Here is a 22,926-nt window from a genome sequence, read left to right as displayed (position 1 = left end):
TGAATAACATTACGTAACAGGCAACGGATTTATATTGAGAATTGATAACGGTCCCCAATGATGTACTGCTTACCTACATGAACGGGGCTTCCATGCTGATCATAAATAATCGTATGCATGTAGAACAACGCCTGTCCGATGGCCGTCTCTAGCAGCTTTGCCTGGTATTCATCCGCCAAGGCGATTTGTAATATCGTTTCTCCCGGTTGGTTAGGATCGATGCTGTATTTATGACGCAATAGCTCATATACAGAGCCCTCTAACTGCTCTTCCATTAGAAAAGAAAATCGGTCATAAGGATAAAAATTATTCTCCAGCATGAGCGGTCGATCACCGGCGTATCTTTGGCGCTGAATATATAACACTTTTTCTCCTTGTAGCAGCTGCAACTGATGTGCAATTTCCTCATCTGCTTCTATGATTTCACGTTTTGTGACCACACTGTGTGAAGAGAGGCCGTTGGATTTGCAGGCAGCCGTAAAGCTGATCACATGTTCAATCTTCCGCCCAATTTTGGGTACATTGACAAAGGTCCCTTTTCCTTGACGTTTGGTCAGATAACCTTCATGAACCAATTCGGCAATCGCTTTTCTTACGGTAATTCGACTTACATTGTAGGTCTCGCTTAGCTCAGTTTCAGTCGGTATACGACTTCCCTGCGTATATGTTCCATTATGAATAGCAGTTTTGACCGCTTTTTGTAATTGAATATATAATGGCTCTGCTTGATCTGAATTCAACATAATGTACCCTCACTTGTCATATAACGTTATATTACTCCCACTTAGAGTATCAAATGTTACATATTCTTACAAGTGAAGATATTTGAAAAAAATAATTAGTAACGGACGCCGTATCCGAATGAACCTTCTACCAGACAGCTCTGGGCGGCAACCCTCGATCCTTCTGCCATAGCGTCCTGAATATTACCCTTTTTCAAAAAACTCAGTAAAAAGGCGGTGATATAGGAGTCTCCTGCCCCCATCGTATCCACAGCGTCCACGGAATCAGGCGTTTGAAAATAGAACTTGGTACCATCATAGGCAATAGATCTATCTCCGCCGCGTGTGGCTACCAGAATTTGCCCCTCTTTTTTTCGATTGGAGCGGATATAGTTCTGTGTCTCTTCATCCGTCATATGGCTGCAAGAGAAGAATGCAAAATCGGCGTACGCAATATATCTCTCGACCTGTTCATCTACGAAATCATCTGAAAAGTCAAAAGAAAGAGGGATTCCCAACGTCTCCAATTCAGGCAGCAAGTGCCCTGTATGACTGTACAAGCCCGTGTGAATAAGGTCGAACCCGCCAACATAGGCCTTGTCATCTTCACTCAGCTTCAGCGGGTGGAGACGTGTAACTCCTCCCTCATTGCTGCCCAGAAATACTCTGTCCCCGTCTTCCAGGGTTACACGTGCGCAGCCGTTCTCACCGCTGTGATATCTGCACCGTGAAATGTCGATTTCCAGCTCACGGAGAATGTGTTCTACATGCTGTGCTTCGTTATCATCCCCGAATACTCCAATAAAGGCTGCATCTACTCCCGCTTTTTTGGCAAACACACTGAAATTAAGCGCATTGCCGCCAGGATACATCATGCGCAGATGAACATATTTATCTACCACATTATCGCCAATGCCTAGAACTTTCATGATGGTTTCCTCCTGTTGGTAAGTGCGCTTAGTAAGCTACTTTGCCCATATAACGGCGAGTTTCCAGTGGGTGATTGCGTACATTTGCGAGTGCTTCACGATAAACACATACAATGCTATAAAATAAAACCGGGTTAAAGAACTCGACAACCTCGTCAGCAATGGTTCCGATTCCAAGCTCCTTCGCATCGATTACTTCTACTTTCTCGGCATATTGATTCAGGAAAGTCTGTGCCCGCTCATCCAATGCCCGTGTGCGTCCTTCGTTGATCATCAGAATAAATGGAGTTTCTTTATCCGTTACTTCAAACGGACCGTGGAAAAATTCACCGGAATGGATTGAAGCCGCATGAAGCCATTGCATTTCCATTAGAGAACAGATAGCAAATCCGTAGGCATGTCCATAAGAAGCTCCGCTGGTCAGGATATAGAAGAGATCTTCATTGCGGTATTTGTCAGCGAATACAGTGGCACGCGGTTCGACTTGTATTTTGGCCCTGTTAATAATTCCATTGATTGCTCCCAAGCCGTTCTGGAAAGCTTGATAATGCATATAGCCATCAGCGACTTGAAGCAGCTCAACAGTAAGCTCCAAAATAATAGCCATCGGGTTATTTTTGACATCGCTCTCATCTCCCCACTCGTAGAGGAATGAATAATCAGAGTAATTGAGCAGTGTCGCTTCACTATTGTGGGTTAAGCCGATGGTGTAAGCGCCTTTCTCTTTGGCTGATTTAGCAGCCGCAACCGATTCCGGCGTGTTTCCTCCATGGGAACACACGATGACAACTGAGTTTTTACCTAATCGTCTTGGCAGCGCGTGCACAAACTCATTTGCTGTATACATGCCTGCTACCAGCTTCTTCGCTTCACTATCCAAGAAATATTTTGAGGGATACATATCGACTAATGAGCCCCCGCAAGCTACTAAATAAACCTCAGAAATCTCTCCACTTGATTGTTCATAAATCGTCTGAACCGTCTGTTGTACATTCATCATTTTTACCTCTCCTTTTTATATAACGTTATATAACGTATTGTTTATGGGATAAATATAAGCGCTTTCACCAAAAGTGTCAAGCCCATTTATTCAATGAACTTTTAATACTCTGCATTCAAAAAGCTCTAATCCTTTTGTCGAAGAATTAGAGCTCCTATTGGGATTTGATTTATTGAGTGTTTGGTCATAACGAGATTACACCTACAAAATACGCAAAAAATTGGTCTTACCCATGGGTTTGTCCGAATAAACTAAAGTAGACAAGTACATAACAGCCCATAAAAAATCAAGGAGGAAAACACCATTAATACATTTATCAGTTATATTTTTCTCGGTCTGTCACTTTCGGCCCCCATTGGGCCGATTAATGCTGCACAGTTGGATCGAGGTATTAAGAATGGATTTTGGCATGCTTGGTTTATCGGGCTTGGGGCAATAACCGCAGATATAATCTATATGCTGCTTGTCTATTTGGGAATGATCCACCTTCTCAATGCCCCGTTTGTTAAAGCTTTTTTATGGTTATTTGGTTTTTTCGTACTTGTGTATACAGGTGTTGAAAGCATCAAAAATGCAGGTGTGATTTCAGAATCTGAATTAAGGGGAAATGGCAATACCTTAACCAATTCATTTTTGGCAGGCTTCCTGATGTCATTATTTAATCCTCTCTCCATCCTTTTCTGGCTTGGCATTTACGGGTCCATACTGGCCAACGTCGCTAATACATATCCAGTACAACAGCTAATGATCTTTAGCGGAGCGATTGTATTAGGTGTGTTACTCTGGGACGTAACCATGGCAGCCGCTTCAAGTATTTTCCGGAGGTTTCTAAAAACCGGATTACTTAAAACCATCTCTTGGATGTCTGGATTATCTCTTATCGGTTTTGGTTTTTATTTTGGTGTACAGGCATTTCAATTACTTTTTTTACACTGACGATTAACTCCCTGACAAAGTTAACGAGATTCCTTGGCGTGCTTTCGGCGAACCCATTGTACAATGAGGTCACATATTGCAATGAACAAGACCAGAAGTAAGCTGATGTAAACCCCAGGACGGCTAAGCTTATGAAAAAAGGATCCGACCACAGCCATAGCTATCAACAATAATCCAACCCAGCGTTTAATGTTGCTAGATGTGCTCGATTTCAGTAACTTACCTGAAGACAGCAAAATAAAGCACCAGTTATACAACAGCATTAACCCTGCAGCTGTTGTAATATATTCATACACTTTTCCCGGCAGCAGCAACGACATTACGATGGCTGAGATTAATCCAACGGAGATCAAACTAAGTGCATACAGAGGATATTTGCCCTTCCACTTCCGTGAAAACAATGTGGGCGCATCTCCCTCCTGTGCAAGTGTAATCATCATAGATGTCTCTGCATATAGGGAGGCTGTCATTGTTGAGAACCCTGCAATAATAAGCACTCCATTAAATAAATGAGGTACAAAAACCAGATGATCGCTGCTCAGCGCAAGCACAAATGGACTTTCTTTCGGGTTAAAGGCACTTAAGGGTACCATAGACACAGCCAGACCAATCGAAAGCACATATACTACAACGAGCGTCATCAACATTACTTTTCCTGCTTTAGGTGCATCCTCCGGTTTTTGAAGCCGATTAGACATTATTCCGAGCACTTCAATACCTCCGTATGCATAAAAGGCAAAAATAAAAGATGACCATAATCCCATACCGCCGGTAGGAAAAAAGTCTTTGTAACTGATGGGGAACTTTGGATTATATTTTCCTCCTCCGATCCAGCCTGCCAAAAGAGCAACGGCCAAGACCAGAAACATAACAATAGCTGCCATTTTAATAATAGCCAATACATTTTCAACTCGATCAAAACCCTTGTTACCAAAAAAAACAATCACAAGTCCTAAAATCCCGAAGCCTGCCGCAAAAATCCACATCGGTACCTGAGGAAACCAGAAGCGTGAGAATATAGATAGCGCCGTTAGTTGGCTCCCATTGATAAGCAATTCTGAGAACCAATACACCCAGCCACTACCGAAGCCTGCCCAATTACCAAATGCTTTTTGGGCATAGGAACGGAAAGAGCCCTGTTCTGGATGATCTGCCGTCATGCGCGAAAGGGCGTCAAACACCACATACGTTCCCACCGCTGCCAAAAAGTATGCAATGAGTACGGCTGGGCCACCGATGGAAATCGCTAAGCCGGACCCGAGGAAATATCCTGTACCGATGGTACCTGCAACTCCTAACAAGCTTAGTTGCCACCATTTTAGTTTTTTTTCTTTTTGCATACGATCCGAAGACTTACCCATAAAAGAGAATCACCCTATTCCTGAATTTGAGACCGAGTTCTCTATTTTAAGATTGCCTATTTCACCATATTTCATGTGAAGCATGACTTGGCTTTATTTATGAATAAAGAAGCACCAGAACCCCGTTAAGGTTTACTGGTGCTTTGTAAATGTATAAAATTGTCCGAGGGGTTAAGTGAAACTCAAACGATCAAACTTTAGATAAAGAAAGGGCCTTATCGGCATTTTGAATATCCATTTGTATTTGCTGCTCCGGATCATAAGCGTTATAGTAACCGTTGTTCTTCATGTAATTAAAGATTTGTTCATGAAGATTAACCGCTTTGCTCAATTGGTCACAAAGAACATTGCGAACTTCCGAACTGGTTGACTCTGTCAGCGCAAGAGCATAGTTCTTAATTCCGCTTTTAGCTGAAATTAATAAATCAGAAGCAATCACCTGATCGTTCATGGGACTCGTTCCAGTCATATTCTCAACAAAAGAGTTCACGTTAATCCTCCTTTAAAATTACACAAGTAGATTTCTAAGCTGTTGAATATCTTGTGTACCACCGTTGACATCCTGCTGCAAAATGTTTTTTAAGTTTGTGTCTGACACTAAAGGAATCATGGTTTGGGCTTTTGTGAGACAAGTTGTTTTAAATGTAAGCAGCTCATGTAATTCCAATTTTTCGTGAACTCCTAATTTTTGCATGGTCAAGACCTCCTTTCTGAAATTGTTATTCCCTGCTATCGCTGCTATTTATGCAAATCCTGCAGAGTTTCAGTTCTGGCAAAAGCTCTAACTGAGTTTTTCTCACACAAAAAAAAGCTCCTTCAAAGCCACAATAATCCATGGTCTTATAGGAACTTTTCCTTAAAATGTGCTGGACAGTGAAGACTCAAATTTCTAATCATGATTTTTAGGATAAAATTAGGTATGGATGCTTCCAGAAAATCCATCCACATCGTCCTCGGGTTGAGGATCAGAGCTGACGTTGTGCTCCTCCGTCGTATTAGTGTACGTTTGAGAGGAGCCATTTTTATAAGCTTCGCTCCAGTCTTCGTTGATCGTATGTGCTGGGATAATCCAGTCTTCCGGGCTATAACCTGGATTATGTACACCTATATTTCCTTGCAAACCGGGATATTCATCCGGTTTAGAGAAAAGAGTCCCTACCTCAATCATGCTTCCTTCATAGGCTTGGCAAATTTCCAATGCAGACAGTACATCTTGGTTCTCAATATGTACATTGAGACCTGTGTCACCGTTCGTGCTGGCAGAGTATCCAATTTCCTTTAATGTTTCACAGGCTTGAGCAGCTTGCTGCGGATCACGAAATTGAAAACGGAAAGAACCCGTATCCATGTGTTTCATCTCCTCTAAATTAGCTTATTTTGTTAATTTGTTCATTAGGTTAGGTATGTTCTTTTTTAATATAACCAACCAGAACAGTATTTTTACATTCAAATCCTTTATTTTTCAAAAATTTACTTTAATGCTTTGAAATTAAATAGTTAAAAAAGCAGCTACTGTGACAAATCGCATGTTTTCGCTATGTAAATCCCTTTATGCTAGTAACAAGGGTATGGTTGCCCGGTCATCCGAGCCGAGCGGTCAAAGGATGCCCAAATCCATACATAAAGGCGGAATGAAGATGATAGATTACCGAACATTGGTGACACAGCAATCCATGCATTTGTATAGCGTGTTTGCCAAGTCATTCAAAAGTGTAAACGAACATGCGGTTGCTGGCATCAAAACGGTGGGCTTCAACCCAACGGCCTTTGCCGTGATGGAAGTTTTATATCACAAGGGCGCGCAGCCAATCCAACAAATTGGAGCAAAGCTGCTTCTGCAAAGCGGAAATGTCACTTATGTTATTGACAAGCTGGAAAGTCGCGGTTATTTGCACCGTCACCCGTGCGACCAAGATCGTCGGATTATATATGCAGAATTGACGGACGAGGGACAACGTGTCATGGACGAAATTTATCCTGATTATACACGTCAGATTGAACGTGCCTTTAGCGGAATCAGTGAAACAGAAAGAGATCAACTCATCGGCTTGCTTAAAAAATTGGGTCGTAGCGCTGATAACCTGTCACCTTATCACAAATAGAATGTATAGTAATTTTAGCAAACAAACATTTGTGAAGAAATGAACAATCTTTAGCTGTGCTAAACGTAGATTAGATTTATACTAGAAAAGTCCACCCTTATATTCATGGGTGGACTTTTTATATACCTGAATAGAGCGAAATATGCCCAAGCTTACGAGCAGCATAAGTATCTGCTATCGACTAAAATGTTTGACCACTACATTGTTAAACATAGCCGGACCGCCATCGGAAAAAAGAGTAATTTTCTGATCCTCTAATCGTGGAAATATTAAGGAGGAATAAGCTACTTCTCCATCATCTACAAACACTTCAATGCTGGTTTTATCGACGAGAATGTTTAGGTGGACCTTTTTCTTATTAGCATCAAAAGGCGCCTTGCTCTCTACATATTTCCCACTCTGATCCGGATGTCCGGTATTGGCTCTATTTACGTAGGAGTATTGCCCATCCACCGAAACACCGACATCCACATGGCGCTTGCCATCTGCTGACTCTCGAAGCCTCAGTCCCGCATTTTTGATCGTTGACCAAGATACATCTGCCTCTAACTGATAGGTATCGCCTGCTACCGGAAGCGAGTAAACACCGTCTACTTTGATCTGTCCAAATGATTTCGTAGAAGTTTGGAATCGATCCAAAGTTTTTACTGGCTGTGAAACCAAGCGATACCCAGCATCTGCTGTATGCTTCAACCGAATTTGACGAACAATCGAATCCATTCCATTAAAGCCTTCCTTTAGGGTAGGCGTGTTATTGGCATAATCCCAATTATTCATCCAGGCCAGAGCATAACGGTGACTGTATTTATCTTTGTCTTTTCCTTCCTCGAACGTAACTGCACCATACCAGTCAAACCCATAATCCAGCCACTCAGGTTCACTGTGATCAGGGAGAAATGCTTCTCCATTAAAATCTCCCGTCCAGTAGGCATACGTGTTGGGTCCGCCTGTTGGTTTGCTATTGGCGCTCGCGCCCAAAACCCATTGATAGGTTCCATCATCTGCACGCATCTGGTAAAGGTCAGGACATTCCACAAGCCCGATATTTTCCGTTTGAAAGCCACTCGTAAACTGCCAATCCTTTAAATTTTTAGACTTATAAAAGCCAATCTTCGTTCCCTCTGCCATGACCATCATCCATTGATTACGCCCAGTATCTCGGATGATTTTGGGATCTCTGAAGTCCTTTGTACCGGGATTGGACATCACAGGCTTGTTGCGGTAAGAAGTAAACGTCTTGCCGTTATCCTTACTGTACCACAAAAATTGTTCCTGCTTTCCGCCATCTGCGGAGGGCTGTGTCACAATGGCTACCAGCGTCCCTTTTCCAAAACCTGCGGTATTCTTATCATCGATCACGACCGAACCGGACCAAGGATCTCCATTCCGGTTCGTATATTTGGGAATCGCCACCCCTTCATCTTTCCAATGAACCAGGTCGGTTGATGTAGCATGTCGCCATTCTGTACCGTTCTTTTTGGGATAGTCACGATTGTATAAATAGTAATAATGATATTTTCCATCGAAATAAATGGGCCGTTGGGGGTCATTCTTCCACTTATCCGGAACGGTAAAATGATAGGCTGACCGATAGGTCGGTGTTGTATGCTTACTTTGTTTAGCTTGACTTTTTGGAGTTGCAGCAGATTTTGGGGGTTCGGCTGTATCCTGTTGGTACATACTCCAACCCATAGCTATGAATATAGTTAAGCCTGTGATGATTACAACGGATCGTATCCAAATGCTCTTGGGAGTTTTTTTTTTCATTATGACGATCCTCCTTACCTCTCATTGCATCGTTATGTACCGCCCGATGGACGACAGATCGGGTTGCTACCAATCTACCGCCTTCGGACATACTGCATTACATATACCTACTTATTTCTTTCCATACTCATTTGGAGATTCTTTTTTGTCATTCGTTGGATCAATCGTGATTTGCCCTTGCTCCAAAATACCGTTTTTCACAACAGAGGTTTTCGAGCCTTTAATATTCAGCAGGAAGCTTGGTGCGAAAGTAGATTTGTGATCCGGGAAAAGCCCGCGATTGGTCATATAACTCGAAACGACTACGTTATTGCCTTTGCCTTGCGGGATAGCAAAATGGGCATACGTCCAGGTAATATCATCACGATCCAGATCCTGATGAAGAACGAGACCGGTTCCATTCAAGGGTTTATAAGGCCCTGTCAAGGAAGTAGAAACATAACCCAGCATGTAAATATCATCGTCACCGATCGCATCTACAGTCACCTTGGAACCTCTCGTACTCGTAAATAAATACCACAAACCGTTCATTTTGAACACATTTGCCCGTTCAATTTCATCTGTTACCAAATTGGAAGCAATCAAAGGAGGCATTACATTTTTCAACGTATAATCATCATTCAATTCAACGATGCCCAGTGCGCCGTTAGCCAGCTCAGCTCCCTTTTTCTTGGGACTTTGCAACAAATTTTGTTGCTCTTCCGTGAAGAATTTCTTATTGCCGCCATAATAAGCTGGGTTTTGAAGCGAATCTTCGCCTTGGTAGCCGGTTTCTGTTCCTGTGTTGGCTTCAAATATAATATATTTGTGGCCTTGATCCTCGACATAGTGAGGGTCTCTAAACGTATGGTTGTCCATATCTATTCCGACGCTTTGCTGTACATTTTGATAGGTTTTCCCATCTCCACCGTCATAGATCGATTTCAAATCCTCGACTCCATCTACTTTCAGTGTCTTGTCATCAGGCTGAGAGACATTAATTTGAGCCGTGCTCAAGGTTTGTTTGCCGTATAGTTGGTTATTTGGCTCAAAGGGCTGTCTGCTGGTATAAAATAAACGTACTTGTCCATCAGAGGTTAACGTAGCAGAACCGGACCATTCTTCTGACTGATTTTTTAGAATCGGATCGTTGGCAAGTAATTTATCATTGTCTTTAAATACTCTTCCGGCATTTTTCCAGCCGCTCAGCGAGGTATTACCCGCTTTTTGATAGAACAGATATATAAATGTATCCTCTGCTCTTTTAGGATCGCCTGCCAATCCAAAAACGATATTATACCCTTTGTAATTGGCTACTGTGCCATCGGCATTTTGTAACGGCCAAGAGTCCCAGACATCAAAATCAGTCAGCTTGCCTGAGCTGTCGCGACCAATAGCAGAAGGAATATTCTTAATTGTAGACGCATCGAAGGACGGAACCTCATATTTCTCTTTGCCTTGCTGTTTGAAAATATTCAGCATGTCATTACGCGTAATTTGCGTAAATGCATTGTCTGTTTTGAGATCAGATGCATCATTTTCCTCGGCAAAAGCCTGAACGCCGCCTCCTAACAGCAAGGTAGTTGCTACTGTTGCAGTGGCTGCTTTACTGAACCATTTGTTAAACTTCAAGTACTCCATCTCCCTTAATCTAATTATGCTTCTAGATTTGAAAACCAACTTTTTGGTTGATAGGGCCATTTTATATGGTATGTCAAACGATTGATATAGACTGAAAAGCCCTATTATGTGAGATAAGAAAACAGGTTACTCTATGAATTTCATCCTCATATTTTCCTAGTAATTTTCTGAAAATCCCTTTTTTTTCATTCTTATTACATTCAGAAAAATTTGCTGCTTGATTTTTTTCCGTGTTTCATATTGCTAGCTTGGTTGCTTCATTCACATGCAAAATCATTCTAAAATAAATCATACAAAGCCCAATTTGTAAGCGGGTTCAAAAAAATAGTTCCTTAGTACCCTACAGCTCCATCCAGAAACAAATTTTTTGTTACAATTTCTTAAGACTTTTTTACTATTTTGTTACCTATACCATATGAATATATCGCAGTCTCAAGGGGATTTTTATTTCCTTTTTGTATGCTGGGAAATTTATTGGTCCTATGCGAGGTGTTTTTTTGTTGAATCATTAGGAGGAGAGACCTTTGAATAAAGAGATAGCCCGGACTTTTATTCAAAGGTCCGGGCTATCTCTTTTATAATGAAAGATTTATATTATTTTTTATGCGTGTTCTCTTTGTGGTGTCTTTACGCGCTGATCTGCCTCTTCTTCCGTACCCGGCGGACGGTTCCGCAGTCCGAGCACGACAAACCAGCTAATCACTGCAATAACGACCATGATAACGAACAGGGAATGCAGACTGTTTTCCAGTACAGAACGAAGCAATCCGGCAACCTTGTCACTTAGACTCTGTGAAGCATGAGGTGCAAGCAGACCGTTAATATCCTCCTGCGTAACCCCTTGCTGTGTAAGCTGTCCTTCTGCTGTCTGGGCAGCAATGCGATAATTCAGCCATGAACCGAAGGCAGCAACCCCGATCGTTTGCCCCAACGTGCGCAGGAATGTATTCAAAGCTGTAGACGCGCCACGCAACTGGAACCCGACCGAGGACTGGGCAATAATCGTAAACACAGTTATCGAGAAACCGAATCCCAGTCCATACAACAATGTAGACAGGAAGAGCAGCCAGATAGGAGCCGTTTGGCCCATCAAGGTCATGACGAAGGCTCCCAATACAATCAGGGTCAGTCCAATCAATGAGGTTCGACGCGAGCCCAGCGTCAGCAAAATGCGTCCTCCGATCATAGAGCCAAATAGCCAGCCTATGGACATTGGAGCCAATGCGAGACCAGATGAAGCGGCATCCCCACCGTATACACCTTGAATCCATAGTGGAAGATAGCTAGTCAATCCGATCAGCAGGGTGCTGACTAACAGGGCTGCGGCACAGGAAAAAGCGATATCCCGTATCCGAAATAACTTTAGTGGCACCATCGGTTCCTGAGCGCGTTTTTCTATAACCAAAAACAGAATCAGGAACAAAATGGCTACGGCAGCCAAGGCCAGCAATTCAGGAGAAGCCCAACCGATATACTGTCCGCCCAGTGCCAATACGAGCAAGAGAGCCGTCATCCCGATGGTAAAGGTAACCGCTCCGGGTACGTCGATACGTGCGGTACGCTTGCTTACCTGTTCACGCAAGTAACGGGCGATGAAGTACATAGCCAGCAATCCAAAAGGAACGTTAAAGCCGAAAATCCACTCCCAACCAAAATAGGTGACCACATAACCGCCCAAGAGTGGCCCGATCAGGGAAGAAATTCCCCATACTGAGCTGATCATGCCTTGGACTTTGCCACGTTCCTCCATTTTGTATATATCACCGATGATGGTAAAGGTAACAGGAATGACACCACCCGCACCAATCCCCTGAATGGCCCGGTAGATAATAAGCTGCTCCATAGTACCAGCTATCATACAAAGTAAAGAGCCAAGTACAAACAACGAACAGCCGATTAAAAAAATGGGTTTTCGGCCAAACAAATCGCTAAGCTTTCCGAAAATAGGTGTGGTCACAGCCATCGTCAGTAAATATGCCGTAAAAATCCAGCTGAGCAAATTCACGCTGCCCAGTTCACTAACAATCGTCGGTCCCGCTGGACCGATAACCGTTCCTTCAATTGCGGCCAAAAAAGTGGCCAATAGAACACCTGTCAGCACGAGTCCGCGCTTCATAGGTTTATCGTCTCCCAAGCAAATCACAAATCCTTTCCTTATAAAAACTGTGTTGTATCTGTGCAGTTTTCCCTCTCAGATGGATGATTACCCGCACTGTATAATCGTAAACAGGCGGCCTATATAGGCCGCCTGTTTTGTACGATGTATATATATTATTGTCTACATATCCTTAATTTTTGTCAACTGTAATCGTATGATCATTCCAGCTATTTTCCGTTTTATAGAGATACCCCTCTTCCATACGAAGAACATGGCTGGCAAAGCGTTCAGCTACCTGTATATCGTGGGTGATGATCAGGAATGCCGCGCCTTCGGTAGACTGCTCTGTGCACATACGGAGCAGAATATTCGCCCCTTCGTAATCCGTTCCTGCGGTAGGCTCATCCAGAATGTAGAGCTTTTTGGGCAAGATAAACTGTGCTGCAACGCTCAAGAGCCTTTTTTCGCCTCCACTTAGCAGATACGGGGAGGCATCCAGTCTGTGCTCCAGCCTGGCGGCAGCCAGCAAGTGATGCGCCCGTTCCACATATGCGGCGGGAACTGGCTCCCGGGTCCGTAAACCAAGCTTGGCGCGAACGCTGTACAAGCACTCTTCCCACACCGTTGCAGCTGCAAACTGATGCTCTGGCTGCTGGAACACATAGCCGATTTCGGTAGCCAGCTGGTGAATGGGCAGCTTCGCCATATCCTGCCCCTCCCACCACATGCACCCCTTCGGTGCGGGGAGTAGGCCCATGAGCAGCTTGCCGAGCGTGGTTTTACCTGAGCCGTTCTCGCCCAACAGCACGGCTCGTTCGCCAGGCGCAAGGGCAAGACTCACGCCCTTGAGCGCCGGGCGCTGGCTGCGGGGGTAGGTGAAGGGCAATCCCTTCACCTCCAGCAACGGCTGTCCAGCGCGGTCCGCCGCTGACCCGGGCTTCGCGCCCGGCTCACGCGGCACGTCTCCCCTCTCTGCGGAAGAGGGGAGCAGCCCCAAGGCGGCCAGCTGCGCACCATGTTCGCGCAGCAGCGTTTCGGGCGGACCCTGCAGCTGCACGGTCCCGCCCTTCAGGACGATGATGCGCTGCGCTGCCCGCGCGCCATCGTCTATGCGGCCGGACGCGGTAACTACCGTCCGGCCTTCGGCATGGAGCCGCCGACATAACAGGACGAAGTCGCAGACAGCCGGCGGGTCTAACTGCGCAGCTGCGTCGTCGAACACGACCAGCGGCGCTTCCAACGCCAGTACCGCAGCAATCGCGGTGCGTTGGCGCTGGCCTCCCGAGAGGCGCCGCACGAAGGAGTCGCGCTCGGGAGCTAGGCCGACGGCCTCCAGCGCAGCGGCAATGCGCTGCGCTATTTCTGCCGGAGGCACGCGCAGGTTCTCCGGCCCAAAAGCAATCTCGTCTTCGACGATTCCCTGCACCAGCTGGGCATCCGGGTCCTGAAGCACGACGCCGACAGTGGTGGCGACAGTAGCCAAATCAGCGGTATCGGGGTCCATCCCGTACACGGTCAACTCACCCGTTCGTTCGCCCTCGCCAGAACGGGATAACCCGCCATGAAGCAGCTGGCATAGCGTAGACTTTCCACTTCCGCTGGCTCCGACAATGGCTACATGCTCGCCCACCGCAATGTCCAGTGTCAGGCCATGTAACGCTGGCTCCACCTGATCATCATACCGATAGCCAAAATTCTTCAAGGATACGGCTATTTTACTGTTCGAATTATAATCGCTATGTTCATTCATAACTGAAATATCCTCGATCCCCATTGTTGAAGATATAACCACATGCATAGCCACCCACGGCTATGCACGTGAAGCGCGTCCTAGTTCAAACCGTTTTAACAGTCCCGTACGATTTAAGGCATCGCCCAGCACTTTCGTCAGCAGACCACACAGGACAATGCCGCTCAGGATACGAACGACCAGTGCAATCGTCAGCACCTTCCACCCCCAATGCATATAGCCAAACATATTGGCTGCCACAATAAACCACAGCGGAACCATAGCCCCACCCACTAGCATCAGCGAAACTGCGTTCCAGCGCCGATACCGCAACAAGGCAAATACCAACTCAGCCGCAATCATATAGCAGACAGCCGCCGCAATAATAGAAGCAATTCCATAGGCAGAGCCCATAAAAGACTGCACTACCGCACCAAAAGCATAAGCAATAACCGCCGTACCCGGCTTACGAATAATATAATAGGCCAACAAACCGTATATCATGTACAGACCGACAATAGTGGAAGTTGCGATAGGCCCTCCCAGACTGTTTAATGTTTTGTTAATGAGCGACAAATACACGGTCATGACGCCGTTCAACGTGGCCAGCATCGCCATGAGTACGATATCCAGCGTTGTAAACTTTGCAAACATACGAGATTCCTTCATATGTATTCTTGACTCCTCTCCCTATCTAATCTATAAGATTGCAGCTCTGATCCTTATACAAGCTGCTACTGTATAAATGTATTCATCTGCAGTCTTATTGTCAACCTAATTATATTTCATAGGTTGACAATAAGACTAAAAATAAGAGGCTTCACTTTATAAGCTCCACCCTAAAACAGCCGTAGCTACTACAGCAGTCACAGCACATAAGTTGCCTAAACGCCCATTCTTCAGTGTACGAAGATAAGTCCGTTCCGCATAAGCACCGAAACCTTTGCCCTCCATAGCCAGCGCCGTCTGCTGAACCCGTCTTACAGCATTCACCAACACGGCAGCCGCATACCCGCTCCACCATGATAACCGATGGCTCCACCCTCGTGGTGGTTCCTGTCCACGAACACGCCGTGCTGCCATAATGGTTCGCCCTTCTTCTTCCAATAAGGGGAGAAACGTCAGTGCCACTGAAATACCGAACGCAAACCGATAAGGAACACGCAAGCGCAGATTCAATGCCTGCACAAAATCTCGGGGATCGGTCGTCGAGAGATAGATATAAGACGCCAAAAACAACACAAAAATCCGCAACGTTAACGCCCCTGCGATGTCCAGTCCCTCTGCTGTAATGACAATGGGTCCCCATGAAGCCACGGGATGTCCTTCTCGAATCGCTAGGATAGACAGTATAAAATATGGGATGCCTAACCCAATCAGGAATGACATAGCCCGAAGCTGGCGTGCTAAGGTCAAACGTGCGCCCAAGCCAGCCACAGCAATCAGTACAGCCAAGAGAACTGCTTCCCGCAGCGTCGAATCCCAAACCATCGACAGGAGGCTAAAGCATCCCACCCATATTAGCTTACTTAACGGCCCTAGTCTGTGCAGTGGTGATGAACCGCCGTTATACTGAAACAGCATTTCGTTGTGCCTCCAGTCTGAGCCATTCTTCATGCAGTAAAGAATACATCAGCATATCCTTAAAGCCTGTAGATGTATGCTGTACCTGCCGCAACAGTCCTTCCTGTGTCCAGCCCATCGAGGACAGCAGAGCTTGCGAGCCTGTATTGCGCGGGTCCACCAGCGCTTCGATCCGATTCAACCGAATCGTGTTATACCCGAATGACAGCACCAAGCGTAGCGCCTCGGTCATGTAACCCTGTCGCCAATAAGGCTTGGCTATCTCATAACCAATCTCAGCTTTATAAGCTCCCTCTGTCTGCCAATAATTAAAACCACAGCTTCCAATCAACTTCCCGTTCTCCTTCAGCTCTATTCCCCAGCGCAGCGCATCCTCCGTCTTCGCCAGCTCATTCAACAGCTCAATCATATCCTCTGCGTCCTCACGCCCTGACATACCAGAAAGGTTCATATAACGGTGAACCTCCGGGTCAGACCAGCAAGCGAACATCGTAGCCGCATCCCCGCTTTCCATCCTTCGCAGCCGAAGACGCGAACTTTCCTGCGGTGGTATATGCCCCTTACATGCATATGCACACATGTTCAATCATCCTTCCAGCATTTAAAATGACAATAAATATACGCTACATTTAAGCACACACCTTCAACAAACACAACCTTATTTAAAGCTGAGAAGCTTATATATAGAAGATGCCCTTCTGTTCCTAGGATTAGGAATTAGAAGGGCATCTTCTATTTTATAAGAGATTAAACCGTTTGAGAGCTTGTCTTCCGAATCAAAAGTATTGAGCATCTAAGCCTTTTAAGAAGAGACACGGGTAGTGGTGCGTGTCGCTTTCTTCACAACATCCTTGTACAGTACGTCCAGCATCGACTGAATTTCCTGTAATTCATCGATCCCTGCACCGGTAATGCTGTACATATCATCATGCGGTGTCAGAAAGTTTTCCTGCGTCAGGTTTTCAAGCTCCTGCTTGACCTCACGTTCTCCTACACGGTAACCGCGCTCTTCCAACACAGGTTGAATATCTCTTATCGTGAGATCGTTCTGATGTGCATAAGAAAGCATCTGTATACGGATAAACAAGTTCTGAACATCTGCATGCATAATTGTAACTCCTCTCTGGCCTAGGCCAACCATGTTACACTGTTTTTACCCATAGAGGATAAGCTGGAAACAGATGAGGGCAACCCTTGCTGAATTACTTTCGATATTGTTTGCCTCGCTAAAACGTATAGTTTTCCACTTGACTGAATATACACAATCGTTATATCTTAAATTAATTAACCAATGGTAAAAGCGAATTGCATAATTACCTATTTTCGGCAATTTATACAGCACTTCATGTGAAAATTTAATGTTAGGAGCGTGAACTCTACATGTTTCAAACTATACCTTACGAAGGCACACGTCATGAACAATTCGAATCCGTTCTCGGGCAACTCCGGGCACTGATTCATGATGAATCCAATACCATTGCTAATCTGGCAAATGCTTCAGCATTACTCGGTCACTTCCTTCCAAATATTAACTGGAGCGGTTTCTATCTTTATGATGGCACTGAGCTTGTACTTGGTCCTTTCCAGGGCTTACCTGCATGTATACGGATTCCGTTGGGACGTGGCGTATGCGGTACCGCAGCAGCAGAACAACGAACGCTTGTTATAGATGATGTACATGCGTTTCCAGGACATATTGCCTGTGACGCTGCTTCCAATAGTGAAATCGTTATTCCCCTTGTCAAGAATGGGGAGCTGATAGGAGTGCTGGACATTGACAGCCCACTTAAAGGTCGTTTTGATCACGAAGATCGTGTATTCCTAGAGGAATTTACGGCTATTCTGTTAGCCAGCCTATAACCAAAAATAACGCATATATATCGTCTTCCTTCGCCACAATATAGGAGGGTCTGAAACCCAAAACTATCCGGCGAAGGAGATTGATGATCAATGTTCAACAACATGGCTCCACAACAACAACTTCATCAATGTGAACAAATTATTCAGCAATTGGCACAACAAACACAACAAGGAACCGCCATGTATCAGCAGTTGCTGCAACAAGAGCAACAAAATGCATCCAGCCTTGAAAACCTGATGCAACGTGAACGTAATGCAGCTCAAATGATCCAAACCGCAATCCAGGACCACCAAAAAGCTATGCAACAATACCAACAAGTTATTCAACTGTGTAGTCAGCTGGAAAACACTATCCGCTCGAGCAGCCAAATGACTCAGCCTGGATTTGGCGATAACTATGCTTCCCGTAGTATGCAACCATCCACCTTTAGTGCAGGAAGCCACATGAATCACAGCTTTCCGCAGCATATGGGAACGACTGGACAGCATTTTGCAGGCAGTGGTAACATGCAGCAGTTCGGAAACAGCAGTCAGCAAGGCATGAGAACAGTACCAAGCAGCATGTAAGCTGTTTTACACAAAAAAAGGGTGAACAGCAGGCCGTCAAATCGGCTTGTTGTTCACGTCTTTTTCATATCATTTAAGCCCTTTCATCAGCTGTTGCTAGTTTAATTCCCGTTCGGCCAGCACCTTCATTCCGTCTCGCAAATACTCAGCCAGCCCGGGGCGATAGCCTTCATACATTTTATTGAAATCCTCATGCTCGACATACAAGTCTCCCAGCCCGCTATAAATTTCTGCGGTAGGAGTATAAAATCGGCTTACCCATTGAAGATGACGGCGGATCAGCGCCTGTACTTCTTCACTGTTATGCTTCAATCCTTTATTCATGGCTTCAGCCAGCCGTCGATGAATCTGGTCAGCCTCTGCCTGCGAATCCAAATAATCCTCTTTGCTCCAGTTCTCCGTCGCCGTCTTGCTCTCCTGAATTGTTTTCTGAGCCTCTTGACCATAACGGTCTGTCAAATCATGTTCATACATTTCCTGCTTTTCCGGGTTAAACCCTTGGTACATTTGCTCTGGTTTCATTGCTTGTTCCCCTTTCAAATAAGCCACCGTTTCGTCGATGGTTTGTAGGAGAGTATGCAAGCGGAAGACTTTGGCCTCGACCTTGGCTCGATGCTCTTGCAAAACCTCGGCCTTTTGTTCCTTGGTTTGCTCCAGCATATTTCCAATTTCAGATAAAGGCAAATCCAGTTCCCTATATACCATGATTTGCTGAAGCCTCAACAGTTGTTCCTGTTCGTAATAGCGATATCCATTATTTCCAATATGATGCGGTTTCAGCAATCCTATTTCATCATAATAATGCAAGGTTCGTACGCTGATTCCCGACAGATTAGATACTTCCTTCACCGTATAAGCCATTCCGCTTCACCTCCCTTACTTGACAGTCTACAGTCTCACGTGGCGTGAGAGTTAACGCCCCCACTTGCCCACCTTGGTACTACACTTTTACCCTATAAGCGCATTGTGAACCGCTCATTTACCAACCATTTTTCATACTTGCGACCTACAATCGGCATCTTTAGATAACTATGCAAAAAAAAGCCCACCAACGAGCATTTTCAAATATGCTGGGGGCTCCATATATTCGATTTGACTTAACCACTATTTACAGATCAAACGATACCTAAGAGAGGCTTTTTCCCATAACCACACGATCATAAAAAGCTATCTTTTGAATAATTTTCTCCAAATTGTGCTGCGTTTGTGCCACATGTTCTTCCACCTTCTTTTTGTGGGCTACAAGGAAATCTCTTCTCTCTTGGATTGTGGCTTCTCCTTTTACATTTAGCTCAAGGTATGCCTTAATTTCTTCAATGGTCATCCCTGTATCTTTCATGGCCATAAGGAACCTGATCCAATCGATTTGTTTTTCGGTATATACCCTTCTTCCCCCTTCATCCCGACCGACATCAGGTAATATACCTTCTTTTTCATAATAACGAAGGGTAGATGCGGGTAATCCGCTCTTGATTTGAACTTCTTTAATGGAGTACATGGTTATTCCCCTCCTCATTCTTAAATTTTCTCTTCAAGTCAGCTTTAACGATAAGTATAAGTTTTCATAGTAAAGAGTGCAAAATTAAGATTCCTACTACCTTACAGCAGCGAGGCAACCTTCTTATTGCCCGTCAGTCCGGACAGAAAATAGAACGTGGGCATTTGTGCCTCATAACCAAAATCGTCAACATGGCTGATAATATCGTCCACAATCTGGTCGGTCTGAAGACCTTCACGTGCTAATCGAGTTCATACCCGCACCGCCTTATATTGCATCCAATTCTACACACCAAACGCCACCTCATACAGCATGGGAATCGATTGCCTCCACAGCTTGCTCCTTATCCCGTATTACTAAAAATTTTATTGCCAACTAGAATATGATTTATGAATATATATCGGTAATTCTTTATAATTATCCTCACACACCCCTCAATAAATAAACATATATTAGTAATTACTTGTATACTTTTCAACAGTTTACTAAATATATGCGATTGCTTCTCTAAGCCTATTCTTTTTTATCATAACTATTTAGTATTATAAGGATATAAAAAAGGAGGTTATCATTTGAAAAGTACAGGTATGACACGTCCCCTAGATGCGTTAGGCCGTATCGTTATTCCCAAAGAAATGCGAATTTCCATGGATTATAATGTGGGTGATCCTGTTGAGATTTTTGCAGATGAGGAAACCGGTATTCTCGCCTTTCGAAAATATACTGGGGTGACGTGTAAAATGTGTGGTTCAACAGAACAATTAACTTATTTTAGAGACAGCTTTATTTGCGGGGAATGTATTGAGAGTTTAAAGAAGGGGGTAAATTTCAGCCCAGTCCTAAGACCAGCCAAATCAGCTTTATCCAACTCACAACGATCTAATAAAGAGTCCAAACGTCTGCGGCGATCGACACAACAGATGATCGAAAGTCTAAAAGAATTAATGCAAAAACACCCCAATGCAGCACAGCACGAATATGCCAAAATACTTGAGGTTTCCCAAGCCCGTATATCCCAGCTCAAAAAAATGCTATAACCACAGCTTGATACCCTACATAGATATACACCAGTGATTTCATCATGTACAGCACTTTTGAACCGTGATACGCAGCAGCATAGCTAACCGACAAAATGCAAAAACGTTCATGCGAAAATTCCAAACCAGGTATAAAGACCCACTGAATGACTTACAAGCGAGAACGCCTATAGCAAAAGGCAGTGCTACATTTAATATTGGTTCCTGAATTAAAAAATGGCCTTCTTTAATTAGAGAAGGTCATTTCATTTATTTATTCATTTTTCTGTAGTAAAACATCCTATACTTTTTCTTTTCGTCAGTTTTTCGTCATTTCATTACATCTTCTCCTCATAAAAAAATAGTATTCGTTTTATAGATAGAGAAAGGATGTGTGAACCTAATATGAACAAACCTGCTCAAATTTTTTCTATTCTTATACTTTCCGTAAGTGTAAGTGTGTTTGCTGGTTGTGGAAAGCAGGAAACAACAGATACATCTACCAATGAAACAGTACCAACAACCTCAGAAACGGTAGTCAAAGAAGGAACAGATCAACCAGCCGCCCTGCAAAGCTTAGACGAGATCAAATGGAATGATGTTAAAGATCCTCTAATTGAAGATGCCATGATAACAAAACTCAAAGCAGTAATAGCTGCCTTCGTGTCAAAAGATTTGGAACAATTCCATGCTGCGCTCGGTCCAGACGTTGGAACAGGTCACGATTACCTCTTCGATCATCCGGTGAAGTTTACTGGTATTGCTGGAGCTATAAAAGAAAATAATCGGACATTGATACCCGTTGTAGGGGAACGGCTGAATAATGAAGAAGGATATTCACCCGATATACGATATACCTTCTACTTTGAAAAAGATAAAGATGGCGCATGGCAAATTGTTTCAATTGATTAACTAAATTCTCTAAGATGCATTATCTCGATTTGTAGCAACATTGCCCATTCCAACGAGTACGTTTGCACATATGATGCCTTGTCAAAACATTCTTCTCATCGTTCGATGGGGCCGTAACAACCACATTTCGCGACCACTACTGAAGTGAGCAATTTTGTTAATTTATGGGGAATATTTACTGTGAACGGTCAACAGATCGTTGCTTTTGTAAAAAGCGTAGATCCCGCTAACAAATCTATGTTAGTGCTATATCCTAATGGCACACAGTCTTATATTGATGTTACTCAAATCAGTCAGGCTCAAGGCCCTTATCCAAGCATGCCTTCTGTTCCAGGACAAAGCGGTGGTCAGGGTGGGAGCCAAGGCGGTGGATCGCATTGGCATCCTCATGGTCAAGGCGGCGGTCAGAGCGGCGGACCACAGTGGTGGCCTCAACATGGTCAAGGTAGTGGATCACAGTGGCCTTCCAGTGGATCTCGTAGCGCCAATCGGAAAAATCGGAAAAACTAATATTCAACCCTTATTGTAGCAATTGCCACTTGTCATAAGCGAGTTGTCGATTGGAACACATTCAATGTTGGACCAACCAAAAGGCGTCGCCTGCAAATGCACGCGTTGCCTTTTGGGTTAGCCACTGGCTCTGAACATAAATATTAGGATCTGCTAGCCATGTCTGCAATCTGGTTAAGCCACTCTTTACGCGTATCTTCATCAGATTGGGGTACCGACTCAAAAAATAGATGATACATGACATCAAGTCCACAATATTCAAATATGCCTTTGTCGGACGTCAAGCGAAGTGCTTGATCCATACCAATGCTGGCATATTCCGCACGTGATTTTCCCTGCGTATTGAGAATAATAGCCTTCTTTCCCTTGAGCAGTCCCATCTGCACTCCATTTACATATTTATAAGCAAATCCGTAGGAGAATACGCGGTCAATATATCCCTTCATAATAGCTGGCATCCCCGTCCACCAAATAGGATAAATAAAGGTGATTACCTCTGCCCATTGCAAATACTCCTGCTCCCGTACAACATCTTCTCCAATGTCTCCAATGACCTCGCTACTGCTAACCACAGGTTGAAAATTGATTGCATATAGATCACGAACAACCACATCATGTCCTTTTTGCTTTAGCCCCTCGACTGCTGTGTTCAAAATCGCATGATTAAAACTTCCCTCAGATGGATGTGCGTAAATAATAAGATGTTTCATTGGTT

25 protein-coding genes are annotated in these 22,926 nt (G+C 44.3%); 7 read left to right on the top strand and 18 right to left on the bottom strand.

All coding sequences use genetic code 11. The features are described from left to right. Nucleotides 1–29 precede the first annotated feature (29 nt). The 3 genes from JOD82_RS13150 to JOD82_RS13140 all read right to left on the bottom strand — a co-directional run bounded on the left by JOD82_RS13150 (nucleotide 30) and on the right by JOD82_RS13140 (nucleotide 2,651). Nucleotides 30–743, bottom strand: a complete 714-nt coding sequence (locus tag JOD82_RS13150) for a GntR family transcriptional regulator (RefSeq protein WP_209949413.1) — start codon at nucleotides 741–743, stop codon at nucleotides 30–32. 95 nt (nucleotides 744–838) lie between these two features. Next, a complete protein-coding gene (locus JOD82_RS13145) occupies nucleotides 839–1,651 on the bottom strand; it encodes a PfkB family carbohydrate kinase (RefSeq protein ID WP_029515808.1) in 813 nt (270 codons plus the stop codon). Nucleotides 1,652–1,679: 28 nt separating this feature from the next. Further along, complete coding sequence (locus JOD82_RS13140) at nucleotides 1,680–2,651, bottom strand: SIS domain-containing protein (RefSeq protein WP_245231471.1); 972 nt, start codon at nucleotides 2,649–2,651, stop codon at nucleotides 1,680–1,682. A gap of 303 nt (nucleotides 2,652–2,954) precedes the next feature. On the opposite strand from JOD82_RS13140, the gene JOD82_RS13135 reads away from it, so the two are divergent. Then, entirely contained in the window at nucleotides 2,955–3,587 is a 633-nt protein-coding gene (locus JOD82_RS13135) for a LysE family transporter (protein ID WP_029515810.1), read from the top strand. Nucleotides 3,588–3,607: 20 nt separating this feature from the next. Here JOD82_RS13135 and JOD82_RS13130 read toward each other — a convergent pair whose 3' ends face one another. The 4 genes from JOD82_RS13130 to JOD82_RS13115 all read right to left on the bottom strand — a co-directional run bounded on the left by JOD82_RS13130 (nucleotide 3,608) and on the right by JOD82_RS13115 (nucleotide 6,296). Next, on the bottom strand, nucleotides 3,608–4,948 hold the full coding sequence (locus JOD82_RS13130; protein ID WP_029515811.1) for an amino acid permease: 1,341 nt from the start codon (nucleotides 4,946–4,948) through the stop codon (nucleotides 3,608–3,610). A 190-nt stretch (nucleotides 4,949–5,138) separates the two neighbouring features. After that, a complete protein-coding gene (locus JOD82_RS13125) occupies nucleotides 5,139–5,438 on the bottom strand; it encodes a spore coat protein (RefSeq protein ID WP_165148387.1) in 300 nt (99 codons plus the stop codon). A gap of 18 nt (nucleotides 5,439–5,456) precedes the next feature. Next, a complete protein-coding gene (locus tag JOD82_RS13120; RefSeq protein WP_029515813.1) occupies nucleotides 5,457–5,642 on the bottom strand; it encodes a hypothetical protein in 186 nt (61 codons plus the stop codon). A 219-nt stretch (nucleotides 5,643–5,861) separates the two neighbouring features. After that, a complete protein-coding gene (locus JOD82_RS13115; protein ID WP_029515814.1) occupies nucleotides 5,862–6,296 on the bottom strand; it encodes a hypothetical protein in 435 nt (144 codons plus the stop codon). Between the two features lie 289 nt (nucleotides 6,297–6,585). Here JOD82_RS13115 and JOD82_RS13110 point away from each other — a divergent pair, with 289 nt between their 5' ends. Further along, entirely contained in the window at nucleotides 6,586–7,050 is a 465-nt protein-coding gene (locus tag JOD82_RS13110; protein WP_013369372.1) for a MarR family winged helix-turn-helix transcriptional regulator, read from the top strand. 174 nt (nucleotides 7,051–7,224) lie between these two features. Here the strand turns inward: JOD82_RS13110 and JOD82_RS13105 are convergent, their stop codons facing one another. From JOD82_RS13105 to JOD82_RS13070, 8 genes are all read right to left on the bottom strand, one after another. Next, nucleotides 7,225–8,817 (bottom strand): glycoside hydrolase family 32 protein, encoded by a 1,593-nt coding sequence (locus JOD82_RS13105; RefSeq protein WP_069012139.1) that lies wholly within the window; start codon nucleotides 8,815–8,817, stop codon nucleotides 7,225–7,227. 111 nt (nucleotides 8,818–8,928) lie between these two features. Further along, on the bottom strand, nucleotides 8,929–10,428 hold the full coding sequence (locus JOD82_RS13100; protein WP_069012140.1) for a glycoside hydrolase family 68 protein: 1,500 nt from the start codon (nucleotides 10,426–10,428) through the stop codon (nucleotides 8,929–8,931). Between the two features lie 610 nt (nucleotides 10,429–11,038). Continuing rightward, nucleotides 11,039–12,553: an MDR family MFS transporter gene (locus JOD82_RS13095; protein WP_069012141.1), complete on the bottom strand. Its 1,515-nt coding sequence runs from the start codon at nucleotides 12,551–12,553 to the stop codon at nucleotides 11,039–11,041. Between the two features lie 172 nt (nucleotides 12,554–12,725). After that, nucleotides 12,726–14,285, bottom strand: a complete 1,560-nt coding sequence (locus JOD82_RS29615) for an ABC transporter ATP-binding protein (RefSeq protein WP_069012142.1) — start codon at nucleotides 14,283–14,285, stop codon at nucleotides 12,726–12,728. 60 nt (nucleotides 14,286–14,345) lie between these two features. Next, a complete protein-coding gene (locus JOD82_RS13085) occupies nucleotides 14,346–14,933 on the bottom strand; it encodes an ECF transporter S component (RefSeq protein ID WP_029515820.1) in 588 nt (195 codons plus the stop codon). A 156-nt stretch (nucleotides 14,934–15,089) separates the two neighbouring features. Then, nucleotides 15,090–15,848 carry an energy-coupling factor transporter transmembrane component T family protein gene (locus JOD82_RS13080; RefSeq protein ID WP_029515821.1) on the bottom strand — a complete coding sequence of 253 codons (759 nt, stop codon included), beginning with the start codon at nucleotides 15,846–15,848 and terminating at the stop codon, nucleotides 15,090–15,092. Next, the gene (locus JOD82_RS13075) at nucleotides 15,832–16,428 is read right to left on the bottom strand and encodes a GNAT family N-acetyltransferase (RefSeq protein WP_069012144.1); all 597 of its coding nucleotides are present in this window, start codon (nucleotides 16,426–16,428) and stop codon (nucleotides 15,832–15,834) included. Before JOD82_RS13075 ends, JOD82_RS13080 begins: the two co-directional genes overlap by 17 nt. A gap of 222 nt (nucleotides 16,429–16,650) precedes the next feature. Continuing rightward, complete coding sequence (locus JOD82_RS13070; protein WP_029515823.1) at nucleotides 16,651–16,956, bottom strand: hypothetical protein; 306 nt, start codon at nucleotides 16,954–16,956, stop codon at nucleotides 16,651–16,653. A gap of 272 nt (nucleotides 16,957–17,228) precedes the next feature. Between JOD82_RS13070 and JOD82_RS13065 the strand changes: the two genes are divergently transcribed. Both JOD82_RS13065 and JOD82_RS13060 read left to right on the top strand, forming a co-directional pair. After that, nucleotides 17,229–17,708, top strand: a complete 480-nt coding sequence (locus JOD82_RS13065; RefSeq protein ID WP_029515824.1) for a GAF domain-containing protein — start codon at nucleotides 17,229–17,231, stop codon at nucleotides 17,706–17,708. Nucleotides 17,709–17,798: 90 nt separating this feature from the next. Next, the gene (locus tag JOD82_RS13060; RefSeq protein WP_069012145.1) at nucleotides 17,799–18,275 is read left to right on the top strand and encodes a hypothetical protein; all 477 of its coding nucleotides are present in this window, start codon (nucleotides 17,799–17,801) and stop codon (nucleotides 18,273–18,275) included. Nucleotides 18,276–18,371: 96 nt separating this feature from the next. On the opposite strand, the gene JOD82_RS13055 is transcribed toward JOD82_RS13060, so the two are convergent. Both JOD82_RS13055 and JOD82_RS13050 read right to left on the bottom strand, forming a co-directional pair. Beyond that, nucleotides 18,372–19,136: a MerR family transcriptional regulator gene (locus JOD82_RS13055; protein WP_069012146.1), complete on the bottom strand. Its 765-nt coding sequence runs from the start codon at nucleotides 19,134–19,136 to the stop codon at nucleotides 18,372–18,374. A gap of 265 nt (nucleotides 19,137–19,401) precedes the next feature. Continuing rightward, on the bottom strand, nucleotides 19,402–19,773 hold the full coding sequence (locus JOD82_RS13050) for a MerR family transcriptional regulator (protein ID WP_029515827.1): 372 nt from the start codon (nucleotides 19,771–19,773) through the stop codon (nucleotides 19,402–19,404). Nucleotides 19,774–20,345: 572 nt separating this feature from the next. Here JOD82_RS13050 and JOD82_RS13045 point away from each other — a divergent pair. The 3 genes from JOD82_RS13045 (at nucleotide 20,346) to JOD82_RS13035 (ending at nucleotide 22,211) form a co-directional block, all read left to right on the top strand. After that, nucleotides 20,346–20,810, top strand: coding sequence for an AbrB/MazE/SpoVT family DNA-binding domain-containing protein (locus tag JOD82_RS13045; protein WP_029515828.1), 465 nt, complete (start codon nucleotides 20,346–20,348; stop codon nucleotides 20,808–20,810). Nucleotides 20,811–21,194: 384 nt separating this feature from the next. Beyond that, nucleotides 21,195–21,701: a hypothetical protein gene (locus JOD82_RS13040; RefSeq protein WP_069012147.1), complete on the top strand. Its 507-nt coding sequence runs from the start codon at nucleotides 21,195–21,197 to the stop codon at nucleotides 21,699–21,701. A gap of 180 nt (nucleotides 21,702–21,881) precedes the next feature. Beyond that, nucleotides 21,882–22,211, top strand: a complete 330-nt coding sequence (locus JOD82_RS13035; RefSeq protein ID WP_176715745.1) for a hypothetical protein — start codon at nucleotides 21,882–21,884, stop codon at nucleotides 22,209–22,211. Between the two features lie 143 nt (nucleotides 22,212–22,354). Here the strand turns inward: JOD82_RS13035 and JOD82_RS13030 are convergent, their stop codons facing one another. Continuing rightward, nucleotides 22,355–22,921 (bottom strand): NAD(P)H-dependent oxidoreductase, encoded by a 567-nt coding sequence (locus JOD82_RS13030; RefSeq protein ID WP_069012149.1) that lies wholly within the window; start codon nucleotides 22,919–22,921, stop codon nucleotides 22,355–22,357. Nucleotides 22,922–22,926 lie beyond the last annotated feature (5 nt).

This window comes from Paenibacillus sp. 1182 (assembly GCF_017833915.1).
In the GTDB taxonomy this organism is placed as follows: domain Bacteria; phylum Bacillota; class Bacilli; order Paenibacillales; family Paenibacillaceae; genus Paenibacillus; species Paenibacillus polymyxa_D.
The sequence above is the reverse complement of the archived record's forward strand: the minus strand, read 5'-3'. Positions and strand labels throughout refer to the sequence as shown.